The organism is Allomuricauda sp. CP2A, from assembly GCF_001683915.1.
Taxonomy (GTDB): Bacteria; Bacteroidota; Bacteroidia; order Flavobacteriales; family Flavobacteriaceae; genus Flagellimonas.
The window spans coordinates 80,717-105,436 of sequence record NZ_LXTT01000045.1; the positions used below are offsets into that span (position 1 = coordinate 80,717).

Sequence of the window (24,720 nt, forward strand, 5' to 3'; positions counted from 1 at the left end):
TATTGAAGTTGTACTTGGATTGAAAATTACGAATTTCTTTGACGGGGATCTACCTTCCTTTTTCCGATAAGATTTATATTTGTGCCACAAAATTTGAGATATGCCCATTTTAGACCTTTACGAGCACGGAGACCATAGGACAAACTTGGCACACTTTGCCACTTTAGCCAGTTTGGCGGCCATAGATGGAGAAATCAACCCTAAAGAGAAAGCCATTCTGGAAAAGTTTGCCTTTAAATTGAATATTTCCGAGGATGAATTCAAAGAGGTCATGAAGAAGGAGAACAAATATCCGATTGAAACTCCACACAGTGGTGAAAAACGCTACAAGAGGCTTTTCGAATTTTTTCAAATTATTTTTTCGGACCACGAAATTGACGATGAGGAACGTAGGATTGTAGAAAAATATGCAATAGGTCTAGGGTTTTCCCCAAAAACTGCTTCGCAGATCATTGATAAGTCCATAGCGATTTTCACAGGGAAAATCGATTTTGAGGATTACCACAGAATCGTCATACGGGAAGATTAGGCGTTTGCCATAAACTCTTCCGCTTTTTCCACCATTTTTTTACTTCCGCAGAAAAAAGGAACGCGTTCGTGCAGTTCAGTGGGCTGAATGTCCATGATACGTTGAAAACCATCACTGGCTTTGCCACCGGCTTGTTCTGCTAAAAAGGCCATAGGGTTGCACTCATACAACAAACGTAGTTTTCCATTTTGTGCCACACTGCTTTTGGGATACATGTAAATTCCACCTTTGATCATGTTCCGGTGAAAGTCGGACACCAGGGAGCCAATATATCTGGATGTGTACGGCCTGTCTCCTTCTTCCTTTTGGCAGTATTTGATGTAGTCCTTGACCCCTTGCGGAAAATGGATGTAATTACCTTCATTAACGGAGTAAATTTTTCCGGTTTCCGGGAATTGCATGTTGGGATGGGAAAGGTAAAACGTTCCCAGGGCCGGGTTTAGGGTAAAACCATTTACACCATGTCCCGTAGTGTATACATACATGGTTGATGTTCCATAAATGATATACCCCGCGGCAATCTGGTTTTTGCCGGGTTGCAGAAAATCTTCTAAAGTAACCGGTGTGCCAACTGGGGTAACCCTCCTGTAAATGGAAAAAATGGTTCCCACCGATACATTCACATCGATATTGGATGAGCCATCCAAAGGGTCAATGAGCACTACATACTTATTCTGGTGCTGTTTGTCAAAACTGTTGATGCTGATAAAATCGTCTTCTTCTTCCGAAGCTATCCCGCACACAATTTCTCGGTTCTTTAAGGTCTGAATAAACTTCTCATTGGCCAACACGTCCAGTTTTTGTTGATCTTCTCCCTGTATATTGGTATCCCCAGCGGTACCAATAATGTCAACAAGACCAGCTTTGTTTACCTCATGGTTTACCACTTTGGCAGCTAAACGGATGCCGTTGAGCAATCTAGAGAGTTCTCCGGAAGTATATTGAAATGATTCTTGGTTGGCAATGATGAACTCGCCCATGGTGAGGCGCTGTTTGTCAGACATGGTAAAAGCTGTTTTATTTGAGGACAAATATCGGGCATTTTGTGAATCTACAACGATTTCGTGAGGCTAAAATTTTAGATATTTATAACTTTGAGTTTTATTTGTAACAATTATGGAGTATGTAATCAGAGATGCGAGGAAGGAGGACATGGCCCAAGTCTTGGCACTGGTTCAGGAACTGGCCGATTTTGAAAAGGAACCTGATGCTGTTGTACTATCAAAAGAGGATCTGGAAAGAGATGGCTTTGGGGAACAGAAGCAATTCCATTGCTTTGTTGCCGAAGTGGGCGATGAAATTGTGGGCATAGCCTTGGTTTACCCACGATATTCCACCTGGAAAGGTCCGGTAATCCATTTGGAAGATCTTATAGTTGCAGAACAGATGCGGGGCAGCGGTCTCGGAACTGCATTGCTGGATGAGGTGATAAAATATGGCCATAAATTAGGGGTACGCAGGATTTGTTGGGAGGTCTTGGACTGGAACGAACCCGCCATTGAATTCTACCAAAAAAAGGGGGCAAAAGTGCTCAGGGATTGGGACGTGGTTCAAATGGATGAGCGAGGAATCCAAAATTATATTGAGAGTTTAAACTAATTTTTACAAGTAAATATACTGAATGAGAGTATTTAAGTTTGGTGGGGCATCCGTAAAAGATGCCGATGCGGTTAGGAATGTGGTACGAGTGTTGCAGGAAGTGGGCCATGAGGATACCTTGGTAGTGATTTCGGCCATGGGCAAGACCACCAATGCCATGGAAAAAGTGGTGGAATCTTATTTTAAGGATAAGAACACCATTACAGCAGCGTTGCAGGAGGTCATGGATTATCATGATCATATCCTGTCCAATTTGTTTGAAAATCCCAAGCATCCCATTTACGATAGGATAACATTGCTTTTTGAAGAAGTCAAGGGCTTTTTAACCTGGAACAAATCACCCAAATATGCCTTTGTTTATGATCAAGTGGTGGGCTATGGAGAATTGCTATCCACATCAATCATCAGTGCATACCTGAACGAAATTGGTTTGACCAATACTTGGTTGGATGTGCGTCAGTTGATCAAAACCGATACCAATTACCGAGATGCCCAAATCAATTGGGAGCGTACCCAAGCCGAGGTCTCAGATAGGGTAGATATGTCCAAATTGAACATTACCCAAGGGTTTTTGGGCAGTGATGACAATAATTTTACCACAACTCTGGGCAGGGAAGGTTCCGATTATACAGCGGCAATTTTGGCGTACTGTCTCAATGCTGAATCGGTGACCATTTGGAAGGATGTCCCCGGGGTTTTGAATGCAGACCCAAGAAACTTTAAGGAGACCCAGTTGCTGGAAAAGATTTCATATCGTGAAGCCATAGAATTGGCATTTTACGGTGCTTCGGTGATTCACCCTAAAACCCTTCAACCGCTGCAACGAAAAGAAATACCCTTGCATGTAAAATCCTTCCTTAACCCCAAAGATTTGGGGACCACTGTGGGCAAAGGAGTGGGAATTGTTCCCAAAACGCCCTGTTTTATTGTTAAAAAAAATCAGGTGTTGCTAAAACTTTCCGCTTTGGACTTCTCATTTATGGTGGAGGACAACATCAGTGAGATTTTCAAATTGTTCCACGACCATCGATTGAAAGTGGATTTGATCCAAAACTCAGCCATTAGCTTTTCGGTGTGTTTGGACAATAAGTTCAATGGACTTCAACCTTTGCTGGAAGTGCTCAAACGAAAATTCAAGGTGGTATGCCATGAAGATGTTTCACTTTATACCATTCGCCATTTTGATGACAATGCCGTAAAATCACTCCAAAATGGAAAGTCCGTGCTTGTGGAACAACGCGGTAAGGAAACCGTGCAACTAGTGGTAAAATAGGGTTGGAGCGCCAACTTTTTTGTTGAAGGGGCCAATAGCCGTAATTTTCTATCTTTACACATACCTAAATAATAAAGATAGTTCATGGGGTTGGTTTCTGCGAAAGAAGTTGCTAAGGTAATTCACTTGGATAAGTATGGGTTCTTGGGCACTTTTGTTGGATGGCTTTTAATGGTCGCCACCAAGATCACCACCATAAATCGATTCTACAACAAGAACAAGGAACTTCCCGGGCCTGAATTTTTGGATGCCATTCTGGAACACTACGAAATTGACTTTGAGGTTCCGGAAGAGGATTTAAAACGATTGCCCAAATCTGGGCCTTACATTACCATCAGCAATCATCCGCTTGGCGGAATTGATGGGGTTCTTTTGCTCAAACTGTTGTTGAAAGAACGTCCCGATTTTAAGATCATAGCCAATTTTTTGTTGCACCGTATTGAGCCATTGAGGCCTTACATCATGCCCGTGAACCCTTTTGAGAACCATAAGGATGCCAAGAGCAGCATCATGGGTTTTAAAAGTGCAATGGCCCACTTAAAGGAAGGACATCCTTTGGGAATTTTTCCTGCTGGTGAGGTATCTACCTACCGGGACGGGAAATTGGTGGTTGACAGACCATGGGAGGAAGCCGCCCTTAAATTAATTCGGAAGGCAGAGGTTCCCGTGGTTCCCATTTATTTTCATGCCCGAAACAGCCGACTTTTTTACAGGCTTTCCAAAATAAACGATGTGTTTCGAACGGCCAAGTTGCCATCGGAGCTTACTTCACAGAGCAGAAGGCCCATAAAAGTGCGGATTGGTCAACCCATTTCAGTAAATACACAGAATGAAGAGGAGACCTTGGAATCTTTTACCGAATTGCTTCGAAAGAAAACCTATCTCCTGGCCAATGTTTTTGAAAAGGAGCGCTTGATCGACAAGGTGCCCACCAGTTTAAAAATCCCTAAACCTCCCAAAAAGATAGCCACACAAGTGAGTACAAAAGTATTGGAGGGTGAAATAGAGCGATTGCGTGAAAAGGATTGCAGGGTGTTGCAGAGCAAAAATTACGAAGTCTATTTGGCGCAGCAACAGGATATCCCTTTTTGTTTGAACGAGATTGGAAGACAGCGTGAAATTACGTTTCGGGAAGTGGGCGAAGGGACCAACAACGCCATTGATCTGGACAAGTTTGATTCGTATTACCATCACCTCTTTTTATGGGATAATGATGCAAAAAAGATTGTAGGGGCCTACAGAATGGGCTTGGGGTCGGAAATCTTCAAAAAGTATGGCATTGATGGATTTTATCTTCAGGACTTGTTCCGTTTTGAACCGGAACTTTACCCAATGATGGAAAAATCCATTGAAATGGGCCGAGCCTATATCGTAAAGGAATATCAGCAAAAACCCATGCCCTTGTTCTTGTTGTGGAAAGGTATTGTGCATACCACCTTACGACATCCGGAGCATAAATATTTAATTGGAGGCGTGAGCATCAGCAACCAGTTCTCCAATTTTTCCAAATCCTTGATGATCGAGTTTATGAAATCCAACTATTGGGACCCTTATGTGGCCCAGTACATTCGTCCCAAAAAAGAATTCAAGGTACAATTGAAGGATGCGGACAAGGAGTTTGTATTTGACGAGACCCAGGCCGACCTGAACAAGTTTGACAAGTTGATCAGCGAGGTGGAACCCGGAAGTCTGCGATTGCCGGTTTTGATCAAAAAATACATCAAACAGAATGCAAAAGTGGTGGCCTTTAATGTAGATCCGCTTTTCAACAATTCGGTGGATGGATTAATGTACATCAAAATAGCTGACCTTCCAGAAGATACCGTCAAGCCGGTCATGGAGGAATTTCAAGCGGAATTGGAGCGGAAAATGGCGGAGGGAATCACCAATAATATTGATTAAGATTACTTCAATCCATAAGCTCTTCCCGAACAAAATCGTGGCAAAATTCCTTTATTTCGTCCCTTGTATTTACAAAAGCTGCATGAATTTCTTCTTCTGAGCCTTCAACTTTGGAGGGATCGGCAAAATTTTGATGGAGGCGACGCGCATTTTTGGACGGGATAAAAGGGCAGTGCTCTTTGGCATGGTCACATACTGTAATGATATAATCCCACTCTATTCCAGCATGTTCATCCACATGGTTGGAGGTATGGTGCGAAATGTCCACTTTATCCTCTTTCATGATGGCCACGGCCATGGGATTGAGCCCGTGGGTTTCAATTCCGGCACTGTAAATGGTTGCCAGTTTGTCTTGAAAATGGTTTAAATAGCCATGGGCCATTTGGCTACGGCACGAGTTTCCGGTACAAAGTACCAATACGTTTTTCATGCTTTTTAGTTTGATAATCAGTCTATTCCAACTTTGTGGCTGCGTTTTTCAAATAACAGGTTGTCCTTCCAGACACCGTGTATTTTACCCACGCGTTCACGCCTGCCAATATAGCGAAAACCTACTTTCTCATGGAGTTTTATGCTGGCTTTATTTTCAGGAAAAACACCGGATTGGATGGTCCAGAATCCGGCATTTTCACTTTCTTCAATGAGTTGCTCCATCAGTAGTTTTCCAACACCTTTTCCTCGACTTTTGGCACTAATGTAAACGCTCACTTCACCCACACCGCCATAAACACACCTACTGGAAACAGGGGATAGTGCGGCCCAACCCAAAATGTTACCATCTTCCTCCGCCACCAAGCGACAAGAAGAAACATGGGCTTTGTCCCAACTCTCATAGTTGGGTGCATTGGTCTCAAAAGTGGCAATGCCCGTGGCAATACCTTCGGTATAGATTTGGTGTACGTGCTGCCAGTCGGAGGCTTGCATACTGCGAATTATCATATTGGAGTTTTAGCAACACCCAGATTCTGGGGTACAACATGCGGAGGCTGCTTCTTTGACTTCAGCTTTGGGTTCCACCCCACAGGTTTCCTTGGCCTTGCAATCTGTTTTTTGAACCGATAGTTTTAGGATCAAGGAGTTGTTGTCCAGTGCAAAGTCGCTCACAAAAAGTTGAGCCGTGTGGAAGTCTGCGTTACTATATTCAAATTTAATTTCGGCATCCTGTACCATGGGCTTGATGCGATCTACCTTGTTGAGTATGGCCAACGCTTTGTATACGGACATATACTCTCTTTTATCCTTTTCTTTTGGACTTTCCCAAAGTTGAACAATGGTTTCTTTCCAAAAGTCGGTTCCAGCACCACAATCAACCGAATCAACGGTGATGTTTTTTACTTCGGTGATGTGGTAATTGGCTCCAACAAATTTGCTTGGAGCATATTCAAAAAGCAGATTTTTGTCTTGATGTTGTTTCAATACGGATAGAAATTCTGATGTTTTCATAGTTAACAGCAATTACGATTAATATTGGAAAAGAACGCATGGAAGGAATGCTGTAATTCTTCCCATCGCTCTTGGTTGATACAATAACAGAGGTTTTTACCCTCAAAAGTTCCCTTTAGGAGCCCAATTTTCTTGATTTCATTCAAATGTTGCGATATGGTGGGCTGGGCCAGACCGATCACATCCACCAGATCGTTACAGATACAGCCATCCTGCTTGCTGATGTATTCCAAAATGGCAACACGGGCAGGGTGGGCCAAAACTTTGGCAACATGGGCCAGTTCATTGTGGACAGGTGAAAAGATATGTGTTTTGGAAGCTCCCATAGGTTTTACTTTGGCAACAAATATAAATTTAATATTGCAATATTACGATAAAGATAGTAAATAAAAAAGCCAGAGTGAGATTCTCTGGCCAATTTTTTTAGAACCAAGGCTTTTTGCCAACTTGGTAGGTATTGTAAAATTCCTCATCGGATTTGGTCAAATAGATGATACCTTCAATAAGACCGATGATTCCAGGGATCCAGGCCAAAAAGGCACCAATAACAAAACAGACCAAAATATAGGCCACTATGGAAAAGCCCAATAATATAAAGCCTTCCTTGTTATAGCCCAATATAAATTTATGTACCCCAAGAGAGCCCAATAAAATTGCAAGAATACCTGCAAGAATTTTTTTATTGTCACCCCCTACATCTTTGAGGCCTTCTTTAAACTCGTCAGCGGTTTTTTTAGCTTCTTCTTTGAAGTCTTTTCCAGCTTCTTCAGCTTGGTCTCCTAAGTCTTTTTTTTCTTCGGACATGGTTTTAATGTGTTGGTTAAACGATTTCTAAATGTAACAAATAATTCAATACCTATGGAAACGCTTTATCAACAGGTTCCCAAAGCTCCAATTTGTTCCCCTCGGGATCCATGATCCATCCAAATTTGCCATAATCGTATTCCTCTATTTCCCCAACAATGGTAACGCCTTCTTTCTTTAATGTCTCAAGTAGTTCCACCAAATTTTCTACCCTAAAATTCATCATGAACTGTTTTTCGCTGGGTTGAAAATAGGAGGTATCCTCCTTAAAAGGACCCCATTGCGTGGAACAGTCATTACCTTGCTTGTCCTTCCACCAAAACGTACAACCGTATTGGTCGGTATTCAATCCCAAGTGGGTATTGTACCATTCTTTTATTTTTTGTGGGTCCTTGCTCTTAAAGAAAAACCCGCCGATTCCAGTTACTCTATTTTTCATGATATTTGTTTATGATTATTTTCTCTGCAACACCAAAGCGGAAAGTAGCGAAATAATGAACCCGATGGCGAAGACCGTCATGGCCATTAGGGCAAAGGAGAACAAGGGGTTTGAAAACAGTTCTTTTTGGGATTCCATTTCAGTCAATTTTGCTTCAAACTCATCTGCTGGAAGCGAAGCTTTCATGGTCTCAACGCTTTGGTTGTAATATTCGGACATAAAATCTGGGTTGAGCACTTCGGTATAAAACACATCAAGAATACCAAAAACCAAAGCAGTGATCAAACTGATCAAAACACCAATAAGTAGCGCTTTTTTGAAACTCACCTTGCCATCATTTTCCTTGTCCCGATACTGTTTGATGCCAAAAAAGACAAAGCCCAACGCTAAAATCATGGAGACATATCCCAAAACTTCCTGGGTGGAATAGGGGAGGCCGTCCAATACAAACCAGCTTATGAGAAAGAGTACGCAAATGGTAATGGATCCATACAGCCCAAATCGGAGAACAGTTTTTTTCATGGTCAATTGTTTAAATGGTTGACTCAAAAGTAGGAATTGGGACAATGGAAAGACTCATACTAAAGTACCAAAATCAGGGTGTACTGACCTTAAAATGAGCTAAATGCCCAAAATTTCAAGATCTTTTGCCCGTTGAATGGCCTGTGTGCGGCGTTTGGCATCCAACTTTACCAAAAGGTTGGAAACATGGGTTTTGATGGTACTTTCCGAAACAAAAAGTGCATTGGCAATTTCTTTGTTGGACAATCCTTTGGATATCTGTACCAACACTTCGTATTCCCGTTGGCTTATTCCAAGCTGTTCAACCTTTTTTAGATTGATTTCAGGAGTGGTTTTCTCTTTTTTTCGCAACGCTTTTTTGTTGATATGGATGCCAATGAAGAAAAAAACGACGGCGATTATGGCAATGATGATTTCTATGGAAATATCACCGGACAGATAGGCATATTTGCTCAATTGAAAGAGGACGAGCAACGCGACAATCAAGGCCGAAAAAACAAAAATGGTCTTTTTCACCCACTAAAATTAGCAAAATCTTGCTTTTACCTTATCCACAATGGTCTGTGCCAGTTTTTCCTTGCTCTCCACCGTCCATCCTGCCACATGGGGGGTTAGGAGCACGTTTTTGGCCTTTCGGAGATACTTAAAAGCCTTTGGTTTTTGGATGAACATATTCTCAAAGGACTTTTTTTCATATTCCAACACATCCAATCCGGCACCCAATATTTTTCCAGACTTTAAAGCGGTTACCAAATCTTTGGTGACCACACATTTTCCTCGGGCTGTGCTCAATAACCAGAACGGTTTGTGAAACGCATCAATGAACTCAGAATTGACCATTCCAACGGTAAGTTCGGTCTGGGGTACATGCAAGCTCACCACATCGGAACGTTGCTGGAATTCCATAATGCCCACTTGTCGCGCATTTTCATCGCCAACGCCCCCCACAATATCATAACAAATGACCTCCACATCAAAACCCCGCAATTTTTTGGCAAAGGCCTTGCCCATATTTCCGTAACCGATAATACCCACAGTTTTGCCATCGAGCTCCTCACCTCTGTTGCCTTCTCGGTCCCATTTTCCTTTCTTGACCTCGCGGTTGGCCTTGGTCAATTTGTTTAAAAGCGACAACAACATACCCAGGGTGTGCTCACCTACGGCGTTTCGGTTGCCTTCCGGGGCGGAAGCCAGAAAAATATCCTTGTCTTTGGCATATTGAGTGTCTATATTTTCCAATCCAGCCCCAACCCTACCAATGAATTTTAAATTGGTGGCCTTGTCCAAAAATTGTTGGTCAATGGTAAACCGGCTTCGGATTACAATTCCATCGTATTGATGAATGGTTTTTTCAATCGCTTCCTTGCTGGAAGTATAGTCTTCATGGTTTTCAAAGCCCAATTGGGCAAATTGTTCCAAAAGTAGAGGGTGGTTGGTGTCCAGGTGGAGAACTTTCATGGGTCAAATATACAACTCCTAGATTTTTGGGTAGTGGGTCTGTGTTTTTTCATGCTGTACTTCTCCAGTGTGGGCAGTAGTGAGTTTTTCGAACAGCAATACATGCACCTCTTCCCCATTTTTGGTCATGGGATTGTGCTCCACTCCTTTGGGCACCACAATGATTTCTCCTTCGTTCACCACTTCGGTTCGGTCCCGGAACTGCATGTACAAAGTGCCTTTGATCACTTGGAAGAGTTCGTCTTCATGCTCGTGGGCATGCCAAACAAATTCCCCTTGCAGTTTGGCCAAAAGCACTTGCATATCATCTACCACAGCTATTTGGTGTGGATGCCACTGTTTAGTGAACTCGGCATGTTTTTGTTTTAGGTTGATGGGTTTCATACAGGATTTTGCAATTTATTGGGTAGGTATGGGCAGATTGTGCATGCGTAAAAATGATAATTTGTCCCAATAGCCCCGTTGGAATTTGATTTTTCCATCAACAATATGAAAAAATCCACATCCCCTTAGGCCCAATGGATCTTTCCATTCCAAAATGGCCCATTCCCCATCTTCAAAAATATGTTCAACGATGCATACCATGTCTGCAGTGGAAAACTCATTCTTGAACATGTTGTAGATGGCATCCTTGCCAACAACGGGGTCATTGGTCACTTGATGGTTTATGGCATCGGTATGGTAAAGTTCAGCAATTTTTTGGGCATCGCCTTGGTTGAAAATATCAACCCAATGTTCAACAACTTGTTTTGGATTTTTGTTCACAGCTTTTTAGGTATGTAATTTAAATCCCCAAAATCATTTTGGCTATCCAAAAATAAATCAATATCCCAAAAATATCATTGCTTGTGGTAATAAACGGACCCGTGGCAATGGCGGGGTCAATGTTTCTTTTGTGGAGGAACAAGGGGATGAAAGTACCAATCAACCCGGCAACAACAATTACGACCACCAAGGAGAGCGATATGGCCAAAGCTGTGGCAAAAGCTCCTTTCCAGATCCAAGTGAATATCAAAAGTAAAATGGCAAGGATGAGCCCGTTTAACAGTGCCAATAGCATTTCTTTGACAAGACGGCTGCTTACACTTCCTTTTAGATCATCATTTGCAAGACCTTGAACAATTATGGCACTGGACTGTACACCTACGTTACCAGCCATTGCAGCAATCAATGGGGTAAAGAAAAATAAGACTGCATGTTTGGCGATCATCTCTTCAAATCCACCCATTATCGCAGCGGCTCCCAATCCACCTAACAACCCAAGTATAAGCCAGGGCAATCGGGCACGGGTCAGTATCCAAATATTGTCATTGACTTCCACACCCTGAGAGATACCGGCCGCCATTTGATAATCCTTGTCAGCTTCCTCCCGGATCACGTCCACAATGTCATCAATGGTGATTCGGCCTACCAATCTCCCGATCTCATCTACTACGGGAATGGCCTCCAAATCATATTTGGACATGACTTTGGCTACTTCTTCGCCTTTTTCGTTGACATTCACCGAATCCACCTTGGAAATGTATACATCCTTAATGTGTGTTTTGGAAGAGGCGGTTAGTAAATCTTTGAGCGAAAGACGTCCTTTTAGCTTGCCTTCATCGTCCACCACATAAATGGAGTGTACCCGGGTCACATTTTCGGCCTGGGCCCGCATTTCCTTGACACAGGTGGTCACGGTCCAATTTTCATTGACCTTTACCAACTCTTTGGCCATGAGTCCCCCGGCGGAATCATCGTCATAACGCAAAAGGTCCACAATGTCCTTGGCGTGTTCTCGGTCCTCTATCTCAGATATGACCTCCTGAACGAGTTCCTTTGGAAGTTCGTTGATGATATCCGCGGCATCATCCGTATCCAGTTCGGACAGCTCATCTGCAATTTCTTTGGCGGTAAGGTTCTTCAGAACGGCTTCCCGGATATCCTCGTGCATTTCCGCAAGGATGTCCGAAGTCTTTTCACTATCCAAAAGTTTGATGAGATAGGTCGCCTCCTCCACGTTCAGCTCGTCCGCTATTTCGGCAATATCGGCATAGTGGAATTCTTGCATCATCAACTGCAGATCGCCGTTCTTTTCATCTGCGATCAGTTGTCGGATGTCTTCTAAAAGCTCGTCTGTAAGTTTAAACGGGGTCATCGGCTATCTTTTGGGTCAACGTTACAAAATCTGCCACACTGAGCTGTTCCGGGCGCTGGTCAAAGATAGTATCTTCTTTTAGATTATCGGTGAGATTAAAGGTTTTAAGACTGTTGCGAAGGGTCTTTCTCCTTTGGTTGAATGCTGTTTTCACCACTTTAAAAAAGAGGCGTTCGTCACAAGGCAGGCTGAGCTCTTTTTTTCGAGTCAACCGTAACACCCCAGAATCCACCTTTGGTGGAGGGTCAAATACCCCGGGAGGAACCGTGAACAAATATTCAGCTTGGTAATATGCTTGAACCAATACGGAGAGGATACCGTAGGTCTTGCTTCCTGGCCCTTCACAAATACGCTGGGCCACTTCTTTTTGGAACATGCCGGAGAATTCTGGTACCTGTTTTCGCATTTCCAACATTTTAAAAACAATCTGGCTGGAAATGTTGTAGGGAAAGTTTCCGATGACAGCAAATTGCTCATCCCCGTACAATTGTTGTAAGTCAAATTTCAGGAAATCCGCCTCGATGACATTGAGTTGATTGTTTTTCTTGAACAATTCTGGATGTTCCAAGGGAAAACTATGGTTCAGGTACACAATGGATTCCTCGTCCAAGTCCATAGCTACCAAGTCGATGCCCCGCATCAGCAGGTATTTGGTGAGCACGCCCATGCCCGGTCCAATTTCCAAGACATTGGTGTATCCGTTCAAGGAAAGGGTGTCGGCTATTTGCTTGGCAATGGCCTCATCTTTTAGAAAGTGCTGTCCCAAGTGCTTCTTGGCTTTTACGGCACCATCTTGTTGTCCATTTTCGGTCTTTCTTACTTTGCCGTTACCCAGCTTTCTTTTGTTCTTTCTGGACACAGGGGTTTTTTTGCAAGTTACTGGGAATTTTCGATATACACCCATGCCACGGTCCCGGATTCCAATCGGAATTTTTCACGTTTGTACGCACTGGTTTCGTAAATATCGGCTTTTTTTAGGTCAGTTATGGACACTTCATATACCATCCCCTCCACCTTGTCTTCCCCATTTTCGGTCTGAAGCACCAAGGGATATTGGCCATACACCGCATTTTCGAATCTCTTAAAACCAAAAAGGGAATCGGGTCTTCCCGCTAAAATATATCCAAAAATATACTCCTGTACCTGGGAATCCTGTAAAGTGCCGTAGGTAAAAAGATATTCCAACAGGTTAGGGTATTTGTTGATGGATCACTTCGAGTTCGGTTCTAAAGGCCACAAATTTATTGGGAAACTTTTTTTGGGCTTCTTCCCGTAACCGTTCGGCATCGAACTCGTAGTAGCATTCCAAAGTTTTTCGGTCTGGCGTGGTATACTGAACGGAATAGGTGATGCCTCCCATTTCTTCCTCCACCAAAACCTTGACCATTTTGGCATGGGAAAACCTTCCGGTATTCAACATATCTGGAATGTGTTTGTCGCGCATCCAAATAAGCCATTCATCATGGACACTTTCATCGATGTTAATGGTAACGTTGTATATGAGCATTGACCGTGAATTTCTTGGCCTAAATGTAGGGAAGAATTAGTTAATGGCATCACCACGAAGCCTTCTAAAATTCTTCCGCGCTTGGGGGAAGTAATAGCTGTCTTGATAGTTGTAGATGATCTTCTCGTAATGGCTTTTTGCCTTTTCGGGCTCGTTCAGGATATTTCGGTACAGTTCTCCCAAAGCAAAATGGGCATCATCGGCCAAAATTCCATCGGAATAAAATTCCACAATCTTTTTATAGTTGAACTCGGCGCTTTCATAATCCTTTTGTTCTTCCAAAAGCTGGGCCTGTTTCAACAAGGCCTCATCCTCAATTTTTTCACCCTTATGGTTCTGTAAGATGTCCTCCAAAACAGCAATGGCTTCCTTGTTCTTATTTTGATAGGCCATTAGGTCGGCGCGGGCATATTTTTTCAATGCGGTCTGGGTGGAATCTTCCAAGGAGTTGTCCGAAATCAACAGGCTCAATTGCATGGCATCATTGGCGATGAGTTGCGAGGTGGAACCCCGGAGCACTTTCAACTGGGTAAGGGCCCAGTCAAAATCACCCTTATAAAAACTGGTCTGTGCCACCTTGAATCGGGCATTTTGACCCAAAACATCATTTTTCAGGCTTTTTTGTACTTGGGTAAAATTGATCAGGGCCTGATTGAATTTTTGATCATATACCAAAATATCGCCCAAAGCCAATTTTACATACGCTATTGCCATACGGTTCATAGGGAGTTCCAAACTTTCTTTGAGTATGGCTATGGCAGGTTCTGGTCTTTCTCTTTTAAACGTCAGGAAATTGGCATAGGCAATTTGAAGTTGAAGCGTCCTGCTTTCATTTCCATATTCGGCTTCCAAATCCTGAAACTTTTTTTCAACGGCAGCAAGTATTTTTTCGGTTGGATCCATCAACTCGATATCAATGAGATGGAGTTGGGCATTGAGCCGGGTTCTGGGTTCTTCGGCGTTGTCCACGATATATTCAAAAATGGCTGTGGCATTTTCAGTATCATTTTCCTCCAGAGCAATCTGGCCCAAATTCTCCAATCGATCCAAGGAGTTTTCATCGGTACGCTTAAAAATGGCTTTTTCCTGACTGAAGGCACTGCTGTATTGTTTTTGTTGAACGAAGAGCCAACTCAACAGTTCGTTCCAAAGAATATCTGGATTTTTCTGGGCATTTTGCAGCAACACTTTTCGTAGCAGCACATTGTTTTCATCCGAAGGGTCCTCAGAAATGAAATCATCAATATTGCGGAGTACATTGGAACGTGATGTTCGTCCTTGCCAAATCAGGTTCAGGTAGGATTGGTACATTTTTTCAATATCGCCTTGTTCCCCATAAATCCGGGCCAACTGAAAATCGTAGTTCAACTCAGGCTTCAACGCCATGGCCTTGGAATAGGCTCTAACCGCATAGTCGAGGAGGGCATATTTTTGAAACCGATAGCCCACACTATACCCGTAATTGGGGTTTTCATCAATCTTTTGGATGGCCTTGTCATAAAACTCTGTTGCGCGCCCAGCCTGATTTTGAAGGGTGTAATTATAGCCCAGCTCAATAAAAAAAGTGGGAAAGGCATAGGTGTCCTCAATTTTTTCCAATAGGAAATTCTCAGCATCGCCATACCGCTCCAATTGTTGATAGCAGGCTACCAAACCTTCGGAATAATCGGTGCGCCGTGGGTTTTGTTCCACCAATTTTTCATAGAAGACCAAAGCTTTTTCGTAGTCTCCGTCATTGAAGTACTGCTTCGCCAAAAAGTCTTCTTGGGAATAGGAAGAAGTCAGTAGGAAAAAGCACGATATGAGAAATAAAAGGTACCGCAAATAGCTCATTTTATTTCAAATATAACGTAGAAAAGCTGGGGATTCTGTTAAGCGAATCCAAATAAATCGATGAAATCCCTAGTCAATCGTATCAAAACCGCAGTAGGGAACCAAAACCTCGGGGATTTTAATGCCACTTTCAGTCTGATAGTTCTCCAAGATTCCCGCCAATACCCGTGGCAGTGCCAAAGCACTTCCGTTCAAGGTATGCGCCAATTGACTCTTCCCATTCTCATCCTTAAAACGAAGTTTTAAACGGTTGGCCTGGAAAGTCTCAAAATTGGAGACGGAACTGATTTCCAACCATCGATCCTGAGCCGTGGAGAAAACCTCAAAATCGTAGGTGAGGGCAGAGGTAAAGCCCAAATCGCCACCACAGAGCCGAAGGATGCGATAGGGCAATTTCAACTCCCGAAGGATGTTTTTAACGTGCCCCACCATCTCATCCAAGGCTTGGTAGGAGTTGTTGGGATGTTCCATGCGCACAATCTCCACTTTGTCAAATTGGTGCAAACGGTTCAAACCGCGGACATGCGCCCCATAGCTTCCGGCCTCCCTTCTAAAACAGGGCGTGTAGCCCGTATATTTTATGGGGAAATCACTTTCGGCCAACATATCGCCTCGGTGCAAATTGGTCACCGGCACCTCGGCAGTGGGAATCAAATAGAGATCATCTGCCTGCACATGGTACATTTGGCCTTCCTTATCGGGTAATTGCCCGGTTCCATAGCCGGATGCTTCATTGACCATGAGCGGAACCTGCATTTCGGTATACCCGGCTTCGGTGTTTTTGTCCAAGAAATAAGAAATCAAAGCACGTTGCAAACGGGCTCCTTTTCCTTTGTAAACGGGAAATCCGGCCCCGGTGATCTTCACCCCAAGTTCAAAATCGATGATATCGTATTTTTTGGCGAGCTCCCAGTGGGGTAGGGCACCTTCTGCCAATTTAGGAATATCCCCTTCACGAAAAACCTCTTCATTGTCCTCGTCACTGCTTCCCGCAGGTACGGAATCATGTGGAATATTGGGAATAAGGTACAACTGTTCCTGTAAAGCTTCTGAAGTAGCGCTTAGGTCATCGCCCAATTGCTTAGAGGCTTCTTTAAGCCCTGCCGTTTTTTCCTTTAGGGCATTGGCTTCCTGTGCTTTTCCAGATTTAAAAAGCATACCAATTTCCTTGGAAAGTTTGTTGGATTCGGCCAAGGTGCTGTCCAGTTCGGTTTGGATGGAACGTCTTTTTTCATCCAACTCAATGACTTTGGATAGCATGGGTAATGCATCAATATTTCGCTTTTTTAAAGCGGTGATAATACTTTCCTTGTTTTCCCTAATGGTCTGTAATTGAAGCATGGCCTTATTTTGAGCGGCAAATTTAGGGAATTTACCAATCTTACCCTACAAGCGAAACAATTACCTTTGCGGTGTTAAATTAAATAATACAGTATGATTTTTGAGCACTTTGCAGTGAATGTGGCCGATGCCGTGTCGGTTGTTGAATGGTATGAGTCCAACATGGGCCTAAAGGCACGGGTGGCCGATAAAAAAACCCCTTTTATGACCTTTTTGGAAGATAGCACAGGGCGTGTGGTGATTGAGCTTTACCAACGTTCTGATGCCCCTGTCACTGATTTTTCCAAAGAGAATTCGTTGAGTTTTCACGTGGCCTTTGTGTCTGAAAATGCCGAACAGGACAAGAAACGTTTGCTGGAGAACGGTGCTACTTTTGAGGTGGAGGTGAACTTGGAAGATGGGAGTCATATTGTGATGCTCCGAGACCCTTGGGGCATGCCCTTGCAATTGTGCCAAAGAGCCAATCCTTTTTAGTTGCTGGTTTTTAACGAATCTGGTGGTGACTGACTGGGCAAGATCCAGTCATTGTGGGCGAAGTGTTTCCAAGGAACACTGGCCAGGTCCACTTTGGGGTCGATAAAGTCATAATACTCCCCATTGTTCACCTTGACCTCGTTTGTGACAAAGACTTGAATGTCTTCGCCCTTTTTGGCATATTCCTTTTTTAAATGTTGGGCAAACTGCCATGCAAAATCAGGGTAACAGGCCACCCTTCTTCGTTGTTTTTTGGTGAGATAGTCGTCAAGATCAATAAAATTGACCTTGTCCGTTTCTTTGTTGACGACACGGTACCGGATGGTCCCGGAACGACTTCGGAGCATCATGCGCCAACTGAGTCTGTGACCTTCCTCGGTCCATAATACATCGTCCTTAAAGGCATGGTGGCGCAGGGGAAGCACCAGTTGGATAATGAAATAAATTCCCAGCACACCAACGATTACATTCCTGTTTTTTGGTACTGTAAAAACTTGGTCAACCGCAACTTTTTTGGTTCGCAAAAAGATGTTCCTGATGGTCTGGGGTTCAAAAAAGAAGACGATAAATGCCAAAGATAGATAGGGAAATATCCCAATCCTAAAAACATAACTGTTGAACAAATGAAAGAATATGGCAAAACCAAAGGCTATTTTTCGGGTTGGTTTCCAAAGCAATGCAGGTACAATGAGCAAATCAAAGAAAATACCGGCATAGGCAATGATTTTGTGCACCCATTTTTGTTGTAGCAGTTCGCCGATCAAGGGGTAGTCACCTTTGGAATTCATCAAAAGTTCAATGATGCTAAAGTCCAGCCAATCCCCATACAATTTGGCCACGGATGCGTAGGTGTACACAATGAACAATTGTAGAATAATGGTCCACCGTACCCAATTGTGCATGGTATGCGAACGAAGTTTAGGATTCAACTTGGCATCTAAGGAAGCATCACTTCCGGCAGGGAAAAAGGCCATGATAAAGGCGAGGAGCATCAACAGGTAGTAATGGTTGTTGTACGATGTCTTCTGCATCAAATACACCCCGGCCCACATAAATGCAAATGCAAAGGCACTGAATCGGTATTTGTATCCGAGGGTAATTAATACGCCAAGGGTGCCCATAATGGCAAAATAGATGTACATGCCATTACCGGGCAAGGGTTGCAGCCATTCAAAACCTATAAAACTAAAGGTGAATTGGGGCTCAACGAGGGTTCTCCGTACCCAGCCCGTGGCTATGGCCCCATAACATTCGGCGCTGACCAACAGCCCATAGAAAATTCGGAAAACAACGAGTTGGGCATTGTCTATTTTCTTAAAAAGAAACCGATTGAGCATCTATTTGGAGATTAGGTCCAGCGAAAAATTCTTGTCTTTTTTCAATTGCTCCCGCAATTCTTCAACGGAGTTGAACTTGTGCTCATCGCGAATGCGGTGTAGGATCTCGACCTGTATTTTTTGGTCGTATAGGTTGCCATCGAACTCAAAGAAATTGACCTCAATACTTTTTTCGGTACCGTATACCGTTGGATTGAACCCAATGTTCATCATTCCAAAATACGCCTTGCCATTGAGGGTGCTTTTCACCACATAGGCCCCATTTTTTGGGATGAGCTTATAGGCTTCGGCAATGTGAAGGTTGGCCGTGGGAAAACCAAATCCTTTGCCCAATCCCTTCCCTTTTTTTACAGTGCCGGTGAGCATATAGGCATAGCTTAGGTAACTGTTGGCCGTAGCGACATCGCCGTCCAAAAGGGCATTTCTGATTTTAGTGGAACTCACCGAGACATCGTCGATTTCCTGTGCGGGAATTTCCTCCACTTCAAAACCCAACGAGTTTCCAAAGGCCATTAAATCTTGGATGTTGGCATTGCGGTTGCGCCCAAATCTATGATCATAACCAATGATGATTTTTTTGGCCTTTAGGCTGTTGACCAAAATATCGCGAACGAACTCGGTTGCCGAAAGTCGGGAAAAAGCCTTGGTAAAAGGGTGTATGATCAAATAATCGATGCCCAAACCTTCCATGATCTGGGTTTTCTCCTCAATGGTGTTCAGTAATTTTATGTCCGTATCTTTCTGCAACACCATTCGCGGATGCGGGAAAAAAGTAAGTACAGTGGACTTTAATCCGGTGTTTTTGGCACTATTTATGAGACGTTCCAATATCTTACGATGGCCCAAATGGACACCGTCAAAAGTACCGATGGTAATAACGGTTTGATTTGTAAGATGCTTATAAAGAGAAATGTCTTGGATTGTTTCCACCTAATCAAGAAATAAAAAAAGGCTTATTTTTGAAATTGACTGACGCCCTACATATGTATGAAAGCTAAATTACATCTTGTTTTTTCAATAACCATATTTTTTAGCTGCTTTTGTGCCTATGGGCAGCAGGCATATTGGAAATCCATCCCCAAACAATCAAGTTTGAAGAGCGCATCCATCAAGGATATGGATAAGGCTAGAGCCGTTTTTTCCTTGGAGAAAAATCTTTTTTCAGAAAAACTTCAAGATTTTTCGGTCTCCAAAAACGGAAAGAACATCATATACCTTCCGGACAGTGATGGGAATGTAATTCCCTTTACCCTCAAGGAAACCCCTGTTCTTCACCCAGAATTGGCCCAAAAATATCCCCAGATAAAGTCCTTTACGGGCTTGAGTGTCAATGGAAAATATAAGATCAAACTCAGCAGTTCCCATAAGGGGATTGAAAGTATGGTTATTGATGTGAGCAATCAAAAAACGGCCTTTTTGGAACCCATGTTGAATGATGACGATGCCTATGTTTTGTACAATAAAGGAGAGCATTCTTCGCTGGAGAACACTTTCTTGTGCAAGACCGAGGTACTATTACAGGATAAGATGAATTCCGGAGGGGGAACGGCCAAGACCATTGTGCCCTTGGTGGATGACCAACTGCTCAGAAAATTCCGGATTGCGGTTTCGGTGACCGGCGAGTATACCGAATACCATGGCGGAACGGTTGCGGATGCCTTGGCGGCCATCAATACCACACTCACCCGGATCAATGAAGTCTTTGAAACGGATTTGGGTGTTACGTTGGAATTAATTGCGAACAATGACCTTGTTGTTTTCACGGACCCAGATACCGACCCGTATACCAACAGTCTCAATTCCCAAGTGCAAAATACACTTACATCAACCATTGGTGAAGCCAATTATGATGTGGGGCATTTGTTCCATCGGGTAGATGACCCTGAGCAGAACAACGGTAATGCAGGGTTTATAGGTGCTGTTTGTGCCGACAACCAAAAAGGGAGCGGGTTCTCCGCTTCTTTTGAACCGGAAGGTGATGTTTTTGACTTGGATTATGTGGCCCACGAGCTGGGACATCAATTTGGGGCCAACCACACATGGTCCTATGAGTCGGAGGGGACTGGGGTACAAGCAGAACCTGCCAGTGGAACCACCATTATGGGATATGCAGGAATTGTTTTGGGCAACAATGTGGCCCCCAATGGCGATGATTATTTCCATTTTAACAGTATACTTCAAATAGCCACTTACCTGCAATCCGTTGCGTGTGCGCAGACCACGGTTCAGACCAATTCACCACCTGTTTTAACGCCGGTGGGCGATTATACTATTCCAAAAGGCACTGCATTTGTATTGGAGGGGGTGGCAACCGACCCAGATGTTGGTGATGTGCTTACGTATACCTGGGAACAAATCAATGATGGAGTGGTCACCACCAGTACCTTCGGTCCCACCAATCCCAGCGGCGCCAATTTTCGATCACTGCCACCCACTACGGACCCTGCACGATATTTTCCTAGATTGACGGAAGTGGTCCAAGGGAATTTAACACAGATCAATCCTGTGATAAACGATGTTTGGGAAACCGTTTCCGATATTGAACGAACTTTGAGCTTTGCCTGCACGGTTCGGGACAATGCCGTAGGCGGAGGGCAAGTGGTTTCTGATGTCCTCGATGTAAATGTCATTAAGGCAGCTGGACCTTTTGTAGTGACTTCGCAAACTTCCAATGAAACCTATCAAGCAGGTTCGCTGCAAGAAGTCACTTGGGATGTGGCCAACACCAATAGTTCACCCATTGATGCCCAAACCGTGGATATTTTCCTTTCATTGGATGGAGGAATGAGCTTTCCCATTACTTTGGCCGATGACACACTCAATGATGGGTCTGAGGAAGTCCTTATCCCAGGGGATGTGACCAATTCAGCCCGTATTATGGTCAAGGCCAGCGACAATGTGTTTTTTGCGATAAATGCATCCGACTTTACCATTGAACAATCGGAAGTGGTTCTGAGCTTCCAAGAGCTATCCTTTACCGTATGTCAACCCAACGATATTGTCATTCCCTTTACCTACCAAACGTTTGGCGGGTTCAGTGAAACTTCAACTTTTTCAGCGGATGTGCCTGTGGGGTTGTCAGCATCTTTTTCCCCAACCCAGGCCAGTACGGATGATACTGCGGTGGACTTGACCATTTCCAACACCAATGCTGTTGCAGCAGGAGTATATGATATTACGGTAACATCCACGTCAGCTTCTGTAACCAAGAATGTAGCCTTATCTCTCACTATTGGCGATGGGACCTTTGCTGATGTGGTTCTTGTAGCACCTGCAAATACACAAACGGGCATCACTTCAAATCCTCAATTGAGTTGGGAGGCCAATCCGTTGTATTCAACTTACGATGTAGAGGTGGCCACCGATGTTGGGTTTACCGATATTGTTTCATCCGCAACAGTCCCTTTTACGTTTTATCAAGTAAATGGACTGGAGGAACAGACCGAATATTTTTGGAGGGTCCGCCCAGGCAACGATTGTGGAACAGGAACTTATGGTCCGCCCTTTAGTTTTACCACAATCCAATTGGATTGTAAAAGCGTGGAACCCAGAAACGGCCTTCCTTTGGAGATTTCTTCCATTGGAACCCCAACAGTGAGCAGTTCAATACATTTTTTTGAAGACCTTTCCATTTCGGATATCAATGTGAGTCTGGAGGTTGACCATACCTTTCTGGAAGATTTGATCATTACTTTGATTTCACCAGCCGGCACCCGTGTTGCCCTTGTCTCCAATACCTGTGGTGGGCTGAACAATATCAACGCTGTTTTTGATGATGACGGTTCACCCATTACATGCTCGGGAAACCCCGCAATTATGGGAACTGTTAGTCCATTGGGGTCTTTGGCATCCCTCAACGGAGAATCAATTTTGGGAGAATGGATATTGGAAATCCAAGATACCGCCCCAAGCGATGGTGGCGCTTTGGTAGCTTTTTCCATGGATGTTTGCGTGGAAGGAACATTTAGGCCCGATGAGGACGAAGATGGGGTATTTGATGATGGTGATGATCTGTGTCTGGGCACACCAAAAGGAGTTGAGGTAAATACCAATGGTTGTCCCGTGTACCGATTCCCTCCAGACAATTTTGCAATAATAATTCAAAGTGAAACCTGTAGAAGCAGCAACAACGGCACAATCACCATAACACCATTTGATACCTCCATAACCTACACGGCTGTATTGGATGGGGGAGGAACGCCATTGAGCATGGATTTCACCGATGAACATACGTTCCTGAACCTTGGAGCCGGAAATTATGCATTGTGTATTACGGGGACAAACGGGTTGGTTACATACCAAGAAACGTGTTTTGATATCAGCATTACAGAACCAGACGTATTGGATGTGGAAGCTGTTACAACTGCTGAAACCTTGGAAGTTACGCTGAGCGGAGCTGAATTATACAACGTGGAACTCAATGGGTTGGTAACACAGACGGATAGTTCCAAACTCCAACTCAGATTGGCCGAGGGTAAAAATGTATTGCGGGTTTATTCCAACCTTCCTTGTCAAGGAGTTGTTGAAAAAACCTTGTTTTATTCCTCACGCCCTGTTCTTTTCCCTAATCCCGTAGATTCGGTCACAGAAGTGTATTTGAATGGTTTTGAAGGAAATGTTGAAATCCAGATTTTTTCTGCGGATGGCCGTTTGGTTAGGATCGATTCCAAATCGGTCAGTGGGAACAATCTTGAGTTGGATTTGTCTTCCCTATCCAAAGGCATCTATTATCTGGGGATAGAAAAGGCAGGCGTAAAGGAAATGTTTAAATTCATAAAAAGATGATTCGGAATATAGCAATGTTGTCCATATTGGCCTTATTGATTTCTTGCGGGGGCAATGACGATCCGCCACCAGTTCCGGAAGGGGCAGCTTTGGTATTTCCTGAAGAAAATTCGGAATGCACCACAGGGGTCAGCATAAATGAAACGTTGAGCCAAGTTACGTTCCAGTGGATGGCTTCCTCGAACACCGACAGATATTCGTTAAGTGTCGTAAATCTGGACACGAATGTCCCACAGACTGTATCCACCGCGGCAACATCGGCAAGTCTGTCCATAGCCAAAGGCACTCCCTTTGCATGGTCTGTTACCTCCATTAGTTCCAATTCCGATCAAACCGCAACAAGTGAAACATGGTTGTTCTACAATGCAGGATTTGAAACTACCTATGCTCCTTTTCCAGCACAGTTGGTAAATCCAGTTTCTGGATCCACTGTCCAAAAAGATTTGGCCAACGAAGTACTTTTAGAATGGCAGGGAGCAGATGTGGATAATGATATTGTTTCGTTTGAAGTGTTTTTTTCTGATGAAAACCCACCCACAACGTCAATGGGTACTGTTGACCCGGAGACCATGGAGTTTTCCGTTACGGTGAATTCTGACACCGTATATTATTGGAGTGTCATCACAACAGATTTGGAGGGGAACCGTTCAGATTCCGGGGTGTTTGAGTTTAAAGTATTCTGATTATGTGCCGTTGAATTGGTTCATGGTGTTTTTTACTCCGGCAAAGACGAAGGAACGTATAAGGTCTGTGGATTTTTTTAATCGTTCGGGAAGTGCCTCAAGCTGTTCGGTGTTCCATTCTCCCAAAACATAATCCACTTGTTTTCCCTTGCTGAATTCTGCACCCACGCCAAATCGAAATCGATGATATTGGGTCGTCTGCAAGGTATTCTGAATGTCTTTAAGGCCATTGTGCCCGCCATCGCTACCTTTGGTCTTCAAACGGATGGTGCCGAACGGCAAATTGATGTCATCCGTAATGATAAGCACATTGTCCAAGGCAATGTGCTCCTTTTCCATCCAGTATTTAACCGCTTTTCCGCTCAAATTCATATAAGTGGATGGCTTTAGGCATAGCACGTTTCTTCCTTTGTATGTAAAGGTGGCCACAGCGCCCAATTTGGCACTTTCAAAAGTGAGGTTTTCCTGTTCGGCCAAAAAATCCAACACCTTGAAACCGATGTTGTGCCGGGTTTCTTCATATTCCGAACCGATGTTTCCGAGACCGACAACGAGGAATTTTTTCATGGGATCAGTTTCTTGTAAAAGGGGTTTTTGAATACCAAAAAGGGTTTTTATAAACGGGAACATTAGGGAACCATTTTGGCTAAAAAT

The 24,720-nt window shown here is 43.6% G+C and carries 28 protein-coding genes; 7 read left to right on the forward strand and 21 right to left on the reverse strand.

Going from position 1 to position 24,720, the window contains the following annotated elements:
• The first annotated feature begins 100 nt into the window (after positions 1-100).
• Complete coding sequence (locus tag A7D14_RS06190; protein WP_067031516.1) at positions 101-529, forward strand: TerB family tellurite resistance protein; 429 nt, start codon at positions 101-103, stop codon at positions 527-529.
• Here the strand turns inward: A7D14_RS06190 and fbp are convergent.
• Positions 526-1,533 carry a class 1 fructose-bisphosphatase gene (fbp, locus tag A7D14_RS06195; RefSeq protein ID WP_067031519.1) on the reverse strand — a complete coding sequence of 336 codons (1,008 nt, stop codon included), beginning with the start codon at positions 1,531-1,533 and terminating at the stop codon, positions 526-528. The genes A7D14_RS06190 and fbp overlap by 4 nt on opposite strands.
• 112 nt (positions 1,534-1,645) lie before the next feature.
• Between fbp and A7D14_RS06200 the strand changes: the two genes are divergently transcribed.
• From A7D14_RS06200 to A7D14_RS06210, 3 genes are all read left to right on the forward strand, one after another.
• Positions 1,646-2,128 carry a GNAT family N-acetyltransferase gene (locus A7D14_RS06200; RefSeq protein WP_067031522.1) on the forward strand — a complete coding sequence of 161 codons (483 nt, stop codon included), beginning with the start codon at positions 1,646-1,648 and terminating at the stop codon, positions 2,126-2,128.
• Positions 2,129-2,150: 22 nt separating this feature from the next.
• The gene (locus A7D14_RS06205) at positions 2,151-3,401 is read left to right on the forward strand and encodes an aspartate kinase (protein WP_067031525.1); all 1,251 of its coding nucleotides are present in this window, start codon (positions 2,151-2,153) and stop codon (positions 3,399-3,401) included.
• 84 nt (positions 3,402-3,485) lie between these two features.
• Entirely contained in the window at positions 3,486-5,303 is a 1,818-nt protein-coding gene (locus tag A7D14_RS06210; RefSeq protein ID WP_067031528.1) for a GNAT family N-acyltransferase, read from the forward strand.
• 7 nt (positions 5,304-5,310) lie between these two features.
• Here the strand turns inward: A7D14_RS06210 and A7D14_RS06215 are convergent, their stop codons facing one another.
• The 17 genes from A7D14_RS06215 to serS form a co-directional block, all read right to left on the reverse strand.
• Positions 5,311-5,733: an arsenate reductase ArsC gene (locus A7D14_RS06215; RefSeq protein WP_067031532.1), complete on the reverse strand. Its 423-nt coding sequence runs from the start codon at positions 5,731-5,733 to the stop codon at positions 5,311-5,313.
• 17 nt (positions 5,734-5,750) lie between these two features.
• Complete coding sequence (locus A7D14_RS06220; protein WP_067031535.1) at positions 5,751-6,242, reverse strand: GNAT family N-acetyltransferase; 492 nt, start codon at positions 6,240-6,242, stop codon at positions 5,751-5,753.
• Positions 6,243-6,251: 9 nt separating this feature from the next.
• A complete protein-coding gene (locus A7D14_RS06225; protein WP_067031538.1) occupies positions 6,252-6,746 on the reverse strand; it encodes a DUF6428 family protein in 495 nt (164 codons plus the stop codon).
• A 2-nt stretch (positions 6,747-6,748) separates the two neighbouring features.
• Positions 6,749-7,072 (reverse strand): ArsR/SmtB family transcription factor, encoded by a 324-nt coding sequence (locus A7D14_RS06230; protein WP_067031541.1) that lies wholly within the window; start codon positions 7,070-7,072, stop codon positions 6,749-6,751.
• 97 nt (positions 7,073-7,169) lie between these two features.
• Positions 7,170-7,550, reverse strand: coding sequence for a TM2 domain-containing protein (locus A7D14_RS06235; protein WP_067031543.1), 381 nt, complete (start codon positions 7,548-7,550; stop codon positions 7,170-7,172).
• Between the two features lie 52 nt (positions 7,551-7,602).
• Positions 7,603-7,989, reverse strand: coding sequence for a VOC family protein (locus A7D14_RS06240; protein ID WP_067031546.1), 387 nt, complete (start codon positions 7,987-7,989; stop codon positions 7,603-7,605).
• A gap of 15 nt (positions 7,990-8,004) precedes the next feature.
• Positions 8,005-8,511: a DUF4199 domain-containing protein gene (locus tag A7D14_RS06245; protein ID WP_067031549.1), complete on the reverse strand. Its 507-nt coding sequence runs from the start codon at positions 8,509-8,511 to the stop codon at positions 8,005-8,007.
• A gap of 99 nt (positions 8,512-8,610) precedes the next feature.
• A complete protein-coding gene (locus tag A7D14_RS20485; protein WP_067031552.1) occupies positions 8,611-9,027 on the reverse strand; it encodes a response regulator transcription factor in 417 nt (138 codons plus the stop codon).
• Between the two features lie 9 nt (positions 9,028-9,036).
• Positions 9,037-9,969 carry a 2-hydroxyacid dehydrogenase gene (locus tag A7D14_RS06255; protein WP_067031555.1) on the reverse strand — a complete coding sequence of 311 codons (933 nt, stop codon included), beginning with the start codon at positions 9,967-9,969 and terminating at the stop codon, positions 9,037-9,039.
• An 18-nt stretch (positions 9,970-9,987) separates the two neighbouring features.
• Complete coding sequence (locus tag A7D14_RS06260; protein ID WP_067031558.1) at positions 9,988-10,353, reverse strand: cupin domain-containing protein; 366 nt, start codon at positions 10,351-10,353, stop codon at positions 9,988-9,990.
• A 15-nt stretch (positions 10,354-10,368) separates the two neighbouring features.
• Positions 10,369-10,734 carry a nuclear transport factor 2 family protein gene (locus tag A7D14_RS06265; protein WP_067031561.1) on the reverse strand — a complete coding sequence of 122 codons (366 nt, stop codon included), beginning with the start codon at positions 10,732-10,734 and terminating at the stop codon, positions 10,369-10,371.
• 19 nt (positions 10,735-10,753) lie between these two features.
• Positions 10,754-12,106 (reverse strand): magnesium transporter, encoded by a 1,353-nt coding sequence (gene mgtE, locus A7D14_RS06270; RefSeq protein WP_067031564.1) that lies wholly within the window; start codon positions 12,104-12,106, stop codon positions 10,754-10,756.
• Positions 12,093-12,965 carry a 16S rRNA (adenine(1518)-N(6)/adenine(1519)-N(6))-dimethyltransferase RsmA gene (gene rsmA / locus A7D14_RS06275; protein ID WP_067031630.1) on the reverse strand — a complete coding sequence of 291 codons (873 nt, stop codon included), beginning with the start codon at positions 12,963-12,965 and terminating at the stop codon, positions 12,093-12,095. Before rsmA ends, mgtE begins: the two co-directional genes overlap by 14 nt.
• Positions 12,966-12,982: 17 nt before the next feature.
• Positions 12,983-13,291, reverse strand: a complete 309-nt coding sequence (locus A7D14_RS06280) for a gamma-glutamylcyclotransferase family protein (protein WP_176712371.1) — start codon at positions 13,289-13,291, stop codon at positions 12,983-12,985.
• A 4-nt stretch (positions 13,292-13,295) separates the two neighbouring features.
• Positions 13,296-13,613: a DUF4286 family protein gene (locus A7D14_RS06285; RefSeq protein WP_067031570.1), complete on the reverse strand. Its 318-nt coding sequence runs from the start codon at positions 13,611-13,613 to the stop codon at positions 13,296-13,298.
• Between the two features lie 36 nt (positions 13,614-13,649).
• Entirely contained in the window at positions 13,650-15,446 is a 1,797-nt protein-coding gene (locus A7D14_RS06290) for a tetratricopeptide repeat protein (RefSeq protein ID WP_083158001.1), read from the reverse strand.
• A 69-nt stretch (positions 15,447-15,515) separates the two neighbouring features.
• Positions 15,516-16,787, reverse strand: coding sequence for a serine--tRNA ligase (serS, locus tag A7D14_RS06295; RefSeq protein ID WP_067031573.1), 1,272 nt, complete (start codon positions 16,785-16,787; stop codon positions 15,516-15,518).
• A gap of 93 nt (positions 16,788-16,880) precedes the next feature.
• Here serS and A7D14_RS06300 point away from each other — a divergent pair, with 93 nt between their 5' ends.
• Positions 16,881-17,261, forward strand: a complete 381-nt coding sequence (locus A7D14_RS06300) for a VOC family protein (RefSeq protein ID WP_067031576.1) — start codon at positions 16,881-16,883, stop codon at positions 17,259-17,261.
• Here A7D14_RS06300 and A7D14_RS06305 read toward each other — a convergent pair.
• The gene (locus tag A7D14_RS06305) at positions 17,258-18,598 is read right to left on the reverse strand and encodes an HTTM domain-containing protein (protein ID WP_067031579.1); all 1,341 of its coding nucleotides are present in this window, start codon (positions 18,596-18,598) and stop codon (positions 17,258-17,260) included. The genes A7D14_RS06300 and A7D14_RS06305 overlap by 4 nt on opposite strands.
• On the reverse strand, positions 18,599-19,528 hold the full coding sequence (locus A7D14_RS06310) for a bifunctional riboflavin kinase/FAD synthetase (protein ID WP_067031582.1): 930 nt from the start codon (positions 19,526-19,528) through the stop codon (positions 18,599-18,601).
• Between the two features lie 162 nt (positions 19,529-19,690).
• On the opposite strand from A7D14_RS06310, the gene A7D14_RS06315 reads away from it, so the two are divergent.
• The gene (locus A7D14_RS06315) at positions 19,691-23,383 is read left to right on the forward strand and encodes a reprolysin-like metallopeptidase (RefSeq protein WP_255307400.1); all 3,693 of its coding nucleotides are present in this window, start codon (positions 19,691-19,693) and stop codon (positions 23,381-23,383) included.
• Positions 23,380-24,066, forward strand: coding sequence for a hypothetical protein (locus A7D14_RS06320; RefSeq protein WP_067031587.1), 687 nt, complete (start codon positions 23,380-23,382; stop codon positions 24,064-24,066). The genes A7D14_RS06315 and A7D14_RS06320 overlap by 4 nt, the downstream gene beginning before the upstream one ends.
• Here the strand turns inward: A7D14_RS06320 and pth are convergent, their stop codons facing one another.
• Entirely contained in the window at positions 24,067-24,696 is a 630-nt protein-coding gene (pth, locus tag A7D14_RS06325; protein WP_067031590.1) for an aminoacyl-tRNA hydrolase, read from the reverse strand.
• Between the last annotated feature and the right edge of the window lie 24 nt (positions 24,697-24,720).